This is a genomic window from Azospirillum sp. B4 (genome assembly GCF_000333275.1).
Taxonomy (GTDB): domain Bacteria; phylum Pseudomonadota; class Alphaproteobacteria; order Azospirillales; family Azospirillaceae; genus Nitrospirillum.
Genome location: NZ_BACU01000078.1, coordinates 1 through 11239, shown reverse-complemented (window position 1 = coordinate 11239; position 11239 = coordinate 1). Strand labels below are relative to the sequence as shown.

The following is an 11239-nucleotide window of genomic DNA, read 5'->3' as shown; positions in this document are numbered from 1 at the left end:
AGGGGCGGCTGGGCGACGCGTTGGACGTGGCGCGGCTGTGCCTGGCCAAGGCGGCGCGGGACAACAGCCTGCCCGCCGATTGGCGCCAGGTCACCGCCGGCGACGCCGCGTTCGGCCGCTATGACGCCCAGTTGCCGCGCTTCTTCCTGTTCACCTTGAAGGGTTACGCCTACCTGCAGATGCGCCTGGGCAACCTGGATGAGGGGTTGGCCGCCGTGCTGAAGCTGCTGGAACTGGATCCCACCGACAAGGTCGGCGCCGAGGTCCTGCTGAACGTCATACAGCGCATGGGACAGGACGATCATGACTGACATCGACGAGGCGGTGGATTGGCTGGGGGCGGCGGTGTCCTGCGATGTCTGCGGGCACCTGGCCCTGCGCGACGCGGGCCGCTGCCGGCTGAAGCACGCCTGCGTCGTTGACCGCTATGCCCGGCGGATCGACCGCTTCTTCAACTGGAACCCGGACCTGGCCAACGGCTATCTGCGCCATCCCCATTTCGAGGTGCGGGCCATCGCCGCCAAGCATGCCGACGTCTTCCTGCTGCCGCCCCTGTTGGACGATGCCGAGGAAACGGTACGGTGGAACGCCGTGCGCCGCCTGCCCAAGCGCTATGTCCTGCGCCTGCGCGACGACCCCCACCGGGAGGTCCGCATCCGCGTCGCCACCCTGCTGGCCGATGCGGAGCTGATCCCCATGATGGCCGACCCCGACTACTACGTGCGCCTGGTGGTGGCGCGGCGGGTGCAGGCCCCCCTGCTGGTGCGGATGATGACGGACAAGGAACCGGAGGTGCGCCGGGTGGTGGCCTGCCGCATCCCGGCCGACTGGATACTGCGCATGGCGGCCGACGGCGACGCCACCGTAAGGCTGGAGGTGGCGAAGCGCCTGCCGCCGGACCTGCTGCCGCGCCTGGGCCGCGACCCGGACTGGCGCGTGCGGTTTGAGGTGGCGGGCCGGGCGCCCCTGTCCCAGGTGGCGCCATTGGACAAGGACGAGGACATCCTGGTGCGCGAGATGGCGCTGTCCCGCCTGTCCGCGCCCGGGGACGACGCGCACCCCGGGGACAACGCACATAAGGAGGTGGCGCCATGAGCAACATCGTTCGCGACAGTGACGTGGTGGAAATCGTCGATCCGCCGGCCTTCACCTATGGCGACAAGGTGCGGTCCCGCCGCACCATCCGCAACGACGGCACCTACGCTGGCAAGGAGATCGGCGACATCCTGGCCCGCAAGGGGGAGGAGGGGTACGTCGTCAGCATCGGCACCTTCCTGCAGCAGTTCTACATCTACGGCGTCGAATTCGTCGACACGGGCTATCGCGTGGGCATGAAGCGCAAGGAGCTGGACGCGGTAGGCGGCGCGGAAGACGACGCCGACCTGCCGCTGCCCACTGTGCCGGCGCGGCCGCCCCTCCAAGGCCGGGGGCCGTCATGATCGAGCCCCGCTTGCCAAAATACCAATGGGGTCAACGGGTTCAGGCCCTGGCCGACCTGCGCAACGATGGCTCCTACCCGGATGCCGAGGTGGATGCCGTGCTGGCCCGCGCCGGTGAGGCCGGGGAGATCGTGCAGGTCGGGACCCACACAGAAACCAATACCCCCGTCTACCTCATCGAATTCGCCGGCCTCCGGGTCATCGGATGCCTGGAGGAAGAGATCGAACCGCTGTGAACGCAACCGCCGCGAGGCATGTGGATCGAAGCAGGATGTGCAGGATGGCAGCACCCCGGCAAAACACCGCGCCATTGGGATGGGGCGCCCACCCCAATGACCTGGACCGCAAGCGCATCGAACGCGCGCTCGCCGCGCGCAAGCGCTACCTCTACGTCCAGCCCAGCGTCCTGCCGGCGGCGGACGGCTACCGGGTCGAGAGCCCCTGTTGCTCCCGCAATGTCGACGCCAGCGGCGGGGTCATCGACGTCGCCCTGATCGAATGCCGGCAGGGCACCTGGTTCCTGTACCGCAAGGACCACCGCCGGGGGGCCTGGGAACTGCACGGCAGTTACGGCCGGCTGCGCGACCTGCTGGACCCGCTGACCGTCGATGCCGACCGGCTGTTCTGGCAATGAAGGAGGGACGCCATGGTGGTGAGCACGGAGGATTTGGGGCTGATCGATGGCCTGCTGGACGTGCCGATCCCGGCGGGTGGCGTGTTCGCCGACCTGCGGCGGCAGATGCCGCATCTGTCATGGACACGTTGCGACGCGTCCGACGTGGCGGAGGAGCCGTTCCGCAGATATCCCCGTTTTGACCTGCATCTGCTGGACGCCAGCGACCATTGCGTGCGCCTGACCCCCGACCCGGCGCAGGCCACCGGCGTGGTGCTGGCCCAGCGGGGGGAGGGCGCGTGATGGCGGCGGAGATGGAGGCGGTGGACGATGGCGACGCGCTGGACGCCATCCCGCTCAGCGATCCGGACATCACCGCCGCCGAACTGGATGCGGTGGCGGCGGTGATGCGCTCCCCCCGCCTGTCCGCCGGCGGGGTGGTCGAGGAATTCGAGACCGCCTTCGCCCAGTATGTGGGGCGCCGTTACGCGGTGGCGGTGCCCAGCGGCACGCTGGGCCTGCTGATGGCGCTGGACGCCCACGGCATCGGTGGGGGGGACGAGGTCGTGGTCTCGCCCCATTCTTTCCGCGAGACGGCGCACGCCGTCAGCCTGTCGGGTGCCCGCCCGGTGTTCGCCGACATCGATTACTGGGCTGGCACCTTGTCCCCGGAAAAGGCGGCGGCCCGCATCACGTCCAGGACGCGGGCCCTCATTGGCGGCAACAGCAACGGCCATCCCGCCGACTGGACCGCCCTGCGGTCACTGGCGGCGGAGCATGGGCTGATCTTGATCGAGGATTCGACGGAGGCCATCGGCTCGCGCCATCGCGGCGCCCTGGTGGGGACCTTCGGCGACACTGCCGTGTTCGATTTCTCCCAGCCCTCGCCGCTGACCTGCGGGGAGGGGGGCATGGTGGTGACCGACGATGTGGATATCGCCATGGCCCTGCGCCGGCGGCGGTCGCACCGGCCGCAGGAACGGACCTCGGTGGTGATCGGGGCCACGCCGCCGTATCAGGCGGGGATCAGCGACCTGGCCGCCGCCCTGGGCCTGGCCCAGCTGCGCCGCCTGGATGAGATCCTGGAACGGCGGCGGCGCGTCCAGCATCTCTACTTCAAGCACGTCCGGTCGTTCGAGGGCATCAAGGATCCCTATATCGGGCCGGACGCGACCGAGGTGAACTGGCTGTTCTATCTGGTTCAGCTGGGCACCCGTTTTTCCCGGTCCAGCCGCGACGCCATCATCGAGGATCTGCGGCTGGAGCAGGTGGAGGCCGTGGCCTACAGCCACCCGCTGCATCTGCAACGCCACTATTTCGACCTGGGTTACCGCCGGGGCGACTTCTTCGTGACCGAGAAGGTGGCCGACCGCGCGGTGGCGCTGCCCTTCCACGCCCATCTCGATGAGGACCGGATCGCCTTCATCGTCGCCACCATGAAGGACGCCTCGATCAACGTGGGTGCCGGGGCGGCGATCTACTGACCGTCCGCAATACAGTCCCGCTTTTTAAAATAAAGGAGCTTCGCTTATGTCCCTGCTGACCATCATGCCGTCGGGCAAGACCATCAACGCCGGCGAAGGCATGACGCTACTGGCGGCCATCCTCGCCGCCGATGAGGCGTTGGCCCACAAATGCGACGGCAAGGCCTCCTGCGGCAGTTGCCACATCTTCGTCCAGGAAGGGCGCAAGGGCCTGTCGCGCATCGCCAAGGAAGAGAACGAGAAGCTGGATGCCATCGTCGGCGTCGGCTCCAAGTCGCGGCTTGCCTGCCAGGCCATCGTCCTGGGCACCGAAGACATCAAGATCGAACTGCTGGGCTTCGGCTCGGGCTTTTGAAGGAGATTTGTCATGGTAGTCGAAAGCGTCATGATCCACGTGCGGTTCGCCCCCAACGGCACGGTGACGGAGATCGGGGAACGGCCGGCGACCCTGTCGCCCCAGGATTGGTTCAACCACTTGAGCCTGAAAGCCGGCACGCATTACCAGACCTTCGTCGGCGGTCGCGGCCTGTTCCGGCTGCCACGTCCGGAGATCGAGGACCTGAAGGCGGCCGTCGCCGCCTAGGCGGTCGCTTTAGGGGAGGGCGCCGCGGTTCCCCTCCGGGGCCGCGGCGCTTTTCAGTTCCGGCCTTCCGGCTGGTTGCGCATCCAGTCGGCCAGCGGCGTCAAGGCCGCCAGGATGGCCTGGCGGGCGTCGGCCGGCTCTATCGTCTCATCCAGCGCCCGCGCCATGCACGCCAGCCAGGCGTCGCGTTCCGCAGTGCCGATGCGGAAGCCCAGGTGGCGGGCCCGCAGGCGGGGATGGCCCCGCTCCGCCGAATAGTCCGCCGGCCCCCCCATCCACTGCGCCAGATACAGCTTCAGCACCCGCTTGGTCTCAGTCAGGTCCGGGGCATGGATGGCGCGCAGGTCGCGCGCCTCCGGCAGGGTGTCCATGACGCGATAGAACGCCTCGACCAGGCGGTCGATGGGCCCGGCGCCGCCGATCCGCTCGTAAACCGTCAGCTCCGCCGTGTTTCCCGTGCTCATGGTTTTGGGCCCCCTGTTGCTAGCGCTGGTTATGGCGGCTGCACGAAGCATGCCGCCCGGCGTCGCGGCCCGTCGCCCTTGGGGAAGGGCATCCCTTCGGCCGTGTGGTGCCGAATCCCCCTGTCGCGATTGTGACAATCGTCGTGATCCGGACGTGGGGGTGGTCACCAATCCATTGAGAGTCAGCCACTTTTCATCTGGCACGGCAGTTGCGACAGGGACTGGTGTGAAGAAGCAAAGACAGGACGCATCCGCCATGTCCGATCTCGCGATGACCGAAAAGCCCGAGCCCGCGGCCGATCCGCTGGACGCCCTGGTCCAAGGGGGGGGCGACGGCTACAAATATGGCTTCGTCACCGACATCGAGGCCGATGAGGCGCCGCCCGGCCTGGATGAAGGCACGGTGCGCTTCATCTCCGCCAAGAAGGGGGAGCCGGCCTGGCTGTTGGACTGGCGGCTGAAGGCCTTCCACCGCTGGCAGCGGATGTCGCCGCCCGATTGGGCCAAGCTGAACATCGCGTCCATCGACTATCAGGCGTCGACCTACTATTCCGCGCCCAAGACCGGCACGGGGCCGAAGTCCCTGGACGAGGTCGATCCGGAGCTGCTCAAGACCTACGAGAAGCTGGGCATCCCCCTGGGTGAGCGCGCGGCCCTGGCCGGGGTCGCCGTCGATGCCGTGTTCGACAGCGTGTCGGTGGCCACGACCTACAAGGACAAGCTGGCCGACCTGGGCATCATCTTCTGTTCCTTCGGCGAGGCGGTGCGGGAACATCCCGACCTGGTGCGCCGCTATCTCGGCTCCGTCGTGCCCCAGGGCGACAATTTCTTCGCGGCGCTGAATTCCGCCGTGTTCAGCGACGGCTCCTTCGTCTACGTGCCGCCGGGTGTGCGCTGTCCCATGGAGCTGTCGACCTACTTCCGCATCAACGCCGCCAAGACCGGACAGTTCGAGCGCACGCTGCTGATCGCCGACAAGGGCGCCTATGTCAGCTATCTGGAGGGCTGCACCGCTCCCCAGCGCGATGAGAACCAGCTGCACGCCGCCGTCGTGGAACTGGTGGCGCTGGAGGATGCGGAGATCAAGTACGCCACCGTCCAGAACTGGTACCCGGGCGATGAGAACGGCAAGGGCGGCATCTACAACTTCGTCACCAAGCGCGGCGCTTGCCGGGGCGCGCGGGCCAAGATCAGCTGGGCGCAGGTGGAGACGGGATCGGCCATCACCTGGAAATACCCCAGTTGCCTGCTGGAAGGCGACGGGTCGGTCGGGGCCTTCTACTCGGTCGCCATCACCAACAACCTGCAGCAGGCCGACACCGGCACCAAGATGATCCACATCGGCCGCGACACCAGCTCGACCGTCATCTCCAAGGGCATTTCCGCTGGCCGGGGTCAGAACACCTATCGCGGCCAGGTCAAGGTGATGCCCAAGGCCGACGGCGCCCGCAACTACACCCAATGCGACAGCCTGCTGATCGGCAAGAAATGCGGCGCCCACACCGTGCCCTACATCGAGGTTCGCCACCCCGGCGCCAAGGTGGAGCATGAGGCGACGACCTCCAAGATCAGCGAGGACCAGATGTTCTATTGCCAGGCGCGCGGCCTGACACAGGAGGACGCGCTGTCGCTGATCGTCAACGGCTTCTGCAAGGAAGTGCTGAAGGAACTGCCCATGGAGTTCGCGGTCGAGGCGCAGAAGCTGCTGGCCGTCAGTCTGGAAGGCAGCGTGGGCTAAGCAGACTTTCCGAACTCCGCCCACACATGGGCGGGCTCGGAAATCTTCTGAACCATAGAGTCGGCAGGTTTCTCCAGGCCGAGCCATCTGTGGCCCGATCTGGAGGAACCTGCTTAGAGGATCGCGACCGCGCATATCATGGCAACAGGGGGACCGGGCATGAGCAAGCTTCTGGAAATCCGCGACCTGCGGGCCCGCATCGTCGGCGGCCGCGACATCCTGAAGGGTATCGATCTGGACGTGGCGCCGGGGGAGGTGCACGCCATCATGGGACCGAACGGGGCGGGCAAGAGCACGCTGTCCAGCGTGCTGGCCGGCAAGCCGGGCTATGAGGTCACGGGCGGCTCCGTCCTGTATCAGGGCCGCGACTTGCTGGCCCTGCCGGCGGACGAGCGGGCGCGGGAGGGCATCTTCCTGGCCTTCCAGTACCCGGTGGAAATCCCCGGCGTGAACAACATGTACTTCCTGCGCGCGGCCCTGAACGCCGGGCGGCGCCAGCGGGGCGCGCCGGAACTGGATGCCTCCCAGTTCCTGAAGGCCGTGCGCGACAAGCTCAAGCTGCTGGACATCAGTGACGATCTGCTGCGGCGCGCGGTCAACGTCGGCTTTTCCGGTGGGGAGAAAAAGCGCAACGAGATTTTCCAGATGGCGATGCTGGAGCCCAAGCTGGCCATCCTGGATGAAACCGACAGCGGCCTGGACATCGACGCCCTGCGGGTGGTGTCCGACGGCGTGAACCGCCTGCGCGACGCCAACCGCGCCATCATCCTGATCACCCATTACCAGCGGCTGCTGGACTACATCGTCCCCGACCATGTGCATGTGCTGAGCGAGGGGCGCATCGTCGCCTCGGGCGACAAGACCTTCGCGGCGGAGCTGGAGCGTACCGGCTACGCCCACCTCGGCACCGCCGCCTGAGGGGGAAGGAACGATGATCGCAGCCGATATCCCCGTCTCCGGCCAGCCCTCCTGGCTGACCGGCCACCGCGCGGCGGGCATGGCCCGCTTCGCCGCCCTGGGCTATCCCACCCGCAAGATGGAGGCCTGGCGTTTCACCGACCTGCGGCCGCTGACGGCGTCCGTCTTTCCGTCGGCGCCGGCGGACCCGGTGGCGGTGACGCCGGCGACCCTGGCGCCCCACCGGCTGGCCGGCCCGGCCCATCGCCTGGTGCTGGTCAATGGCCGGTTCGCGCCGGCCCTGTCCGATATCGGCACCCTGCCGCCCGGCGTCTGGTTGGGCTCCGCCACCGACGCGTTGCGCACGCGGCCCGACACGATGGCGTCGGCCTTCATGGAGGACGAGGTGGCGCTGGCGTCCCTGAACGCCGCCCTGTTCGCCGATGGCTTCGTGCTGGCGCTGGAACCCGGCGTGATCCTGGAGACGCCGGTGGAGATCATCCACCACGCCGACATGGGCGCGCCGGCGGCGGCCCATCTGCGCAACCGGCTGGTCATCGGCGCGGGCGCCCGCGCCACGGTGGTGGAGACGTCGACCGGCGCGGGCGCCGGCTGGCTCAACACCGTCACCGCCATCACCGTGGCGGCGGGTGGCGCCTTGCGCCATGTGCAGATCCAGCGCGACGCGGGCGAGGCCATCCACACCGCCGTCATCCGGGCGACGGTGGCGCGCGACGCCCGCTATGACGGCTTCAGCCTGATGGCCGGCGGGCGGATGTCGCGCCGCGACATCCACGTCACCCTGGCGGAGGCGGGAGCCGGTGTCGCCCTGCACGGCGCCTATCTGCTGCGCGATGCGCAGGAGGCCACGTTCGCCCCGGTGGTGGTGCACGCGGCGCCCGGCTGCCGCACGGACGAGGTGGTGAAGGGCGTGATGCAGGACAAGGCGCACGGCGTCTTCCTGGGTACGATCCAGGTGCATCCCGGCGCCGATGGCACCGATGCCCGGCAGTTGAACCGCAACCTGCTGCTCAGCCCCACGGCCTGGGTGGACACCAAGCCCGAACTGGAAATCCTGGCCGATGACGTGAAGTGCAGCCACGGCGCCACGGTGGGCAGCCTGGACGAGGCTTCGCTGTTTTACCTGCAGGCCCGGGGCATCGATCCCGCCGCCGCGCGCCAGATGCTGGTGGAGGCCTTCGCCGCCGACGTGATCGACGGCGCCGGTCTGGATGAGCCTCTTCGCGACCATGTGCATGGGCACCTTCAGGCTTGGCTGGATGGCATGGGGGGTGGGAAATGAGCGCGCTGCTCCAGGAACGGCCCGCCGTGGCACCGTCTACGCGCGGCGCCTTCGATCCCAAGGTGGTGCGCCAGCAATTTCCCGTCTTCGCCCGCAACCCCGGCCTGGTGTTCCTGGACACGGCGGCCAGCGCGCAGAAGCCGGCCTGCGTCATCGACGGGCTGGCCGACTATTACCGCGCCGACTACGCCAACGTGCACCGCGGCGTCTATGGCCTCAGCGCCCGCTCCACCGCCCGGTTCGAGGCGGCGCGGGATCGGGTCGCCCAATTCCTGAACGCCGCCGACGCCAGCGAAATCGTCTTCGTGCGTGGCGCCACGGAGGGCATCAACCTGGTGGCCCAGGCCTGGGGACCGGCCTTCCTGAAGCCCGGCGACCAGATCGTGGTGTCGGAGCTGGAGCATCACTCCAACATCGTGCCTTGGCAGATGCTGTGCCACCGGCTGGGGGTGGAGCTGGTGGTTGCCCCCATCGATGATGGCGGCGCCCTGGACCTGGCGGCGTTCGCGCGCCTGCTGACACCCCGCACGCGGCTGGTGGCGATGACCCACGTGGCCAATGTGACCGGCGGCCTTGTCCCGGTCGAGCGGGTGGTCCAGCTGGCGCATGCGGCTGGCGCCAAGGTCCTGTTGGACGGTTGCCAGGCGGTGCCGCGGCTGCCGGTGGACGTCCAGGCCCTGGGCTGCGACTTCTACGTCTTCTCCGGCCACAAATGCTATGGGCCCACCGGTATCGGCGCGCTGTACGCCCGGCGCGCGGTGCTGGACGCGATGCCGCCGTGGCAAGGTGGTGGCGACATGATCCGCACCGTCACCTTCGCCGAGACGACCTACCAGGACGCGCCCCAGCGGTTCCAGGCGGGCACGCCCGATATCGCCGGCGCCATCGGCCTGGCCCTGGCGCTGGACTTCATGGACGACTTGGGTGTGGACGCCATCCGGGAGCATGAGGCGGCCTTGACCCGCCATGCCCGCGCTGCGCTGTCGGCCCTGCCGGGTGTCACCATTGTCGGTGCCGGGGCGGAGAGCGTGGGCGTCGTCTCCTTCGAGGTTGACGGCGTGCATCCCCACGATCTGGCGACCATCTTCGACCAGCACGACGTGGCCATCCGCGCTGGCCATCACTGCGCCCAGCCGCTGATGGATCGCCTGGGCCTAGTCGCCACCGCCCGCGCGTCCTTCGGGGTGTACAGCGACGAGGACGACGTGGCCGCCCTGGTCGCGGCCGTCCGCGCGGCCCAGCGCCTGTTCGGCCTGGTGTCGGCACGATAGGGGAAACATCCATGGATTTGCGCGACCTTTACCAGGACATCATCCTCGACCACGGGCGCCATCCCCGGAACTTCCGCCCGCTGCCTGGCGCCAGCCACTTCGCCCACGGCCACAACCCGTTGTGCGGTGACAAGGTCACCATCTTCGTGCGGGTGGAGGATGGGCGCGTGGCCGACGTCAGCTTCGAAGGCAAGGGCTGCGCCATCTCCATCGCCTCCGCCTCGCTGATGACGGAGGTCATGCAGGACAAGACGGTGGCGGAGGCCCAGGCCCTGTTCGCGCATTTCCATGGCAAGGTCACCGGGGCCGAGGGCGCGGGGGTGTCGGCCTCCAGCGTCTCCGGCCTGCCAGCGGATTTGCTGGAGGAGGGCGACCGCCTTGAACCACTGGCCGGCGTGCGCTCCTACCCCGCGCGGGTGAAATGCGCGACGCTGGCGTGGCACACCTTCGATGCGGCGGTGGGCGGAATGGCCGGGGGTGGCCCCTTGAAGACGGAATGAGGCCATGAGCATGCCCGGGGAAGCGACACACTTGGCGGACGCGCCGACACCACAAGGGGCGGCGGCGCCCAGGCCCCTGCAACGCCCCCAGCCTGACGACGGCGACCCGGCGCTGGAACAGGAGGTGATGGCCGCGCTTCGCACCGTTCGCGATCCGGAACTTCCGGTGAACCTGGTCGACTTGGGCCTGATCTACCATGTCATGGTCCGACGGGACGGCCTGGTCTACATCGAGATGACGCTGACGACCCCCGCCTGCCCGGTGGCGACCGCCCTGCCGGGACAGGTCCAGCACCTTGTCTCCCTGGTACCGGGCGTCAGCGTCGTCCTGGTGGAAATGGTCTGGGACCCGCCTTGGACGCGGGAGCGCATGAGCGAGGACGCCCGGCTGGAACTGGGGCTGCTATAGGGGATACGGCAGCCCCGCTCCAGGGGATAGGATTAGGGCAGCAGGTCGGCCTCCTGCGGATCCAGGACCAGCGTGCCCTCGTGACGGCGATGGGTGATCAGCCCGGTCTTGGTGCCGGTGATGGGGATCCGCTGTGTCTCGCGCGTCGTGTTCACGTACAGCGTTCGACCATCCACGACCCGGGCATAAACCCCGTCTGGGGTCTGCGGGCCCTGCTTGATGCCCGCCAATCCATAAGCGTAGCCCAGCACGGGCGCCATGGCGGAGGGAGCCGGCTCCGTCGCCAGGTACAGGGCGGTGCCCTTGCCGAATGTGTTGATTGTCACGGCCGGCGTATGGTCGGGCGTGTTGTCGAAGGTCGCCAGCACCTTCGCCGTGGTCGGTACCGGCACCTCGTAATAATGCGTGGCGGTTGTCACCGACGATGCGCCCAGGCTGTAGGCCAGGGGCGCGTCCGACCGGTAGAAGGCGTTCGTCTTCAGCCCGAACACGTCGGACAACCGGCCGGGCAAGGGCGTCTCGAACCATTGCGCATGTT

General features: G+C 68.3%; 16 protein-coding genes and 1 pseudogene. 15 read left to right on the top strand and 2 right to left on the bottom strand.

Annotation, left to right across the window (positions count from 1 at the left end; all coding sequences use genetic code 11):
- From I55_RS03545 to I55_RS03505, 9 genes and pseudogenes are all read left to right on the top strand, one after another.
- A pseudogene (locus I55_RS03545) lies at nt 1–311 on the top strand (hypothetical protein); the annotation flags it as partial.
- Nucleotides 304–1095, top strand: a complete 792-nt coding sequence (locus I55_RS03540; RefSeq protein WP_044559126.1) for a 4Fe4S-binding leucine-rich repeat protein — start codon at nt 304–306, stop codon at nt 1093–1095. The pseudogene I55_RS03545 and the gene I55_RS03540, both read left to right, overlap by 8 nt.
- A complete protein-coding gene (locus I55_RS03535; RefSeq protein ID WP_044559125.1) occupies nt 1092–1439 on the top strand; it encodes a nitrogen fixation protein NifZ in 348 nt (115 codons plus the stop codon). Before I55_RS03540 ends, I55_RS03535 begins: the two co-directional genes overlap by 4 nt.
- Nucleotides 1436–1675 (top strand): nitrogen fixation protein NifZ, encoded by a 240-nt coding sequence (locus tag I55_RS03530; RefSeq protein ID WP_044559124.1) that lies wholly within the window; start codon nt 1436–1438, stop codon nt 1673–1675. Before I55_RS03535 ends, I55_RS03530 begins: the two co-directional genes overlap by 4 nt.
- 44 nt (nt 1676–1719) lie before the next feature.
- Nucleotides 1720–2073: a hypothetical protein gene (locus I55_RS03525; protein WP_044559123.1), complete on the top strand. Its 354-nt coding sequence runs from the start codon at nt 1720–1722 to the stop codon at nt 2071–2073.
- A gap of 12 nt (nt 2074–2085) precedes the next feature.
- Nucleotides 2086–2355: a hypothetical protein gene (locus I55_RS03520; protein ID WP_044559122.1), complete on the top strand. Its 270-nt coding sequence runs from the start codon at nt 2086–2088 to the stop codon at nt 2353–2355.
- Nucleotides 2355–3536, top strand: a complete 1182-nt coding sequence (locus tag I55_RS03515; RefSeq protein ID WP_044559121.1) for a DegT/DnrJ/EryC1/StrS aminotransferase family protein — start codon at nt 2355–2357, stop codon at nt 3534–3536. The genes I55_RS03520 and I55_RS03515 overlap by 1 nt, the downstream gene beginning before the upstream one ends.
- A 46-nt stretch (nt 3537–3582) precedes the next feature.
- Entirely contained in the window at nt 3583–3891 is a 309-nt protein-coding gene (locus I55_RS03510) for a 2Fe-2S iron-sulfur cluster-binding protein (RefSeq protein WP_044559120.1), read from the top strand.
- 12 nt (nt 3892–3903) lie between these two features.
- The gene (locus I55_RS03505) at nt 3904–4119 is read left to right on the top strand and encodes a hypothetical protein (protein ID WP_044559119.1); all 216 of its coding nucleotides are present in this window, start codon (nt 3904–3906) and stop codon (nt 4117–4119) included.
- 53 nt (nt 4120–4172) lie between these two features.
- On the opposite strand, the gene I55_RS03500 is transcribed toward I55_RS03505, so the two are convergent.
- A complete protein-coding gene (locus tag I55_RS03500) occupies nt 4173–4583 on the bottom strand; it encodes a group II truncated hemoglobin (protein WP_044559118.1) in 411 nt (136 codons plus the stop codon).
- Between the two features lie 256 nt (nt 4584–4839).
- On the opposite strand from I55_RS03500, the gene sufB reads away from it, so the two are divergent.
- The 6 genes from sufB (at nt 4840) to I55_RS03470 (ending at nt 10701) form a co-directional block, all read left to right on the top strand.
- Entirely contained in the window at nt 4840–6321 is a 1482-nt protein-coding gene (gene sufB / locus I55_RS03495; RefSeq protein ID WP_252180999.1) for a Fe-S cluster assembly protein SufB, read from the top strand.
- 159 nt (nt 6322–6480) lie between these two features.
- Complete coding sequence (gene sufC, locus I55_RS03490; protein ID WP_044559117.1) at nt 6481–7239, top strand: Fe-S cluster assembly ATPase SufC; 759 nt, start codon at nt 6481–6483, stop codon at nt 7237–7239.
- A gap of 13 nt (nt 7240–7252) precedes the next feature.
- Complete coding sequence (gene sufD / locus I55_RS03485; protein WP_044559116.1) at nt 7253–8521, top strand: Fe-S cluster assembly protein SufD; 1269 nt, start codon at nt 7253–7255, stop codon at nt 8519–8521.
- On the top strand, nt 8518–9792 hold the full coding sequence (locus I55_RS03480; protein ID WP_044559115.1) for an aminotransferase class V-fold PLP-dependent enzyme: 1275 nt from the start codon (nt 8518–8520) through the stop codon (nt 9790–9792). Before sufD ends, I55_RS03480 begins: the two co-directional genes overlap by 4 nt.
- Before the next feature lie 11 nt (nt 9793–9803).
- Complete coding sequence (gene sufU / locus I55_RS03475; RefSeq protein ID WP_044559114.1) at nt 9804–10292, top strand: Fe-S cluster assembly sulfur transfer protein SufU; 489 nt, start codon at nt 9804–9806, stop codon at nt 10290–10292.
- Nucleotides 10293–10296: 4 nt separating this feature from the next.
- Entirely contained in the window at nt 10297–10701 is a 405-nt protein-coding gene (locus tag I55_RS03470) for an iron-sulfur cluster assembly protein (RefSeq protein ID WP_252180998.1), read from the top strand.
- Between the two features lie 32 nt (nt 10702–10733).
- Here the strand turns inward: I55_RS03470 and I55_RS03465 are convergent.
- On the bottom strand, nt 10734–11239 hold a 506-nt coding region (locus tag I55_RS03465), incomplete at its 5' end, for a beta-galactosidase trimerization domain-containing protein (RefSeq protein WP_044559113.1).

What these genes read in the sequence shown, in the direction of transcription:
- I55_RS03535 (WP_044559125.1), top strand. Translation starts at nt 1,092, where the DNA reads ATGAGCAACATCGTTCGCGACAGTGACGTGGTGGAAATCGTCGATCCG.
- I55_RS03505 (WP_044559119.1), top strand. Translation starts at nt 3,904, where the DNA reads ATGGTAGTCGAAAGCGTCATGATCCACGTGCGGTTCGCCCCCAACGGC.
- sufC (WP_044559117.1), top strand. Translation starts at nt 6,481, where the DNA reads ATGAGCAAGCTTCTGGAAATCCGCGACCTGCGGGCCCGCATCGTCGGC.
- I55_RS03510 (WP_044559120.1), top strand. Translation starts at nt 3,583, where the DNA reads ATGTCCCTGCTGACCATCATGCCGTCGGGCAAGACCATCAACGCCGGC.
- I55_RS03515 (WP_044559121.1), top strand. Translation starts at nt 2,355, where the DNA reads ATGGCGGCGGAGATGGAGGCGGTGGACGATGGCGACGCGCTGGACGCC.
- I55_RS03520 (WP_044559122.1), top strand. Translation starts at nt 2,086, where the DNA reads ATGGTGGTGAGCACGGAGGATTTGGGGCTGATCGATGGCCTGCTGGAC.
- I55_RS03540 (WP_044559126.1), top strand. Translation starts at nt 304, where the DNA reads ATGACTGACATCGACGAGGCGGTGGATTGGCTGGGGGCGGCGGTGTCC.
- I55_RS03480 (WP_044559115.1), top strand. Translation starts at nt 8,518, where the DNA reads ATGAGCGCGCTGCTCCAGGAACGGCCCGCCGTGGCACCGTCTACGCGC.
- I55_RS03470 (WP_252180998.1), top strand. Translation starts at nt 10,297, where the DNA reads ATGAGCATGCCCGGGGAAGCGACACACTTGGCGGACGCGCCGACACCA.
- I55_RS03525 (WP_044559123.1), top strand. Translation starts at nt 1,720, where the DNA reads ATGGCAGCACCCCGGCAAAACACCGCGCCATTGGGATGGGGCGCCCAC.
- sufU (WP_044559114.1), top strand. Translation starts at nt 9,804, where the DNA reads ATGGATTTGCGCGACCTTTACCAGGACATCATCCTCGACCACGGGCGC.
- I55_RS03530 (WP_044559124.1), top strand. Translation starts at nt 1,436, where the DNA reads ATGATCGAGCCCCGCTTGCCAAAATACCAATGGGGTCAACGGGTTCAG.
- sufD (WP_044559116.1), top strand. Translation starts at nt 7,253, where the DNA reads ATGATCGCAGCCGATATCCCCGTCTCCGGCCAGCCCTCCTGGCTGACC.
- sufB (WP_252180999.1), top strand. Translation starts at nt 4,840, where the DNA reads ATGTCCGATCTCGCGATGACCGAAAAGCCCGAGCCCGCGGCCGATCCG.
- I55_RS03500 (WP_044559118.1), bottom strand. Translation starts at nt 4,583, where the DNA reads ATGAGCACGGGAAACACGGCGGAGCTGACGGTTTACGAGCGGATCGGC.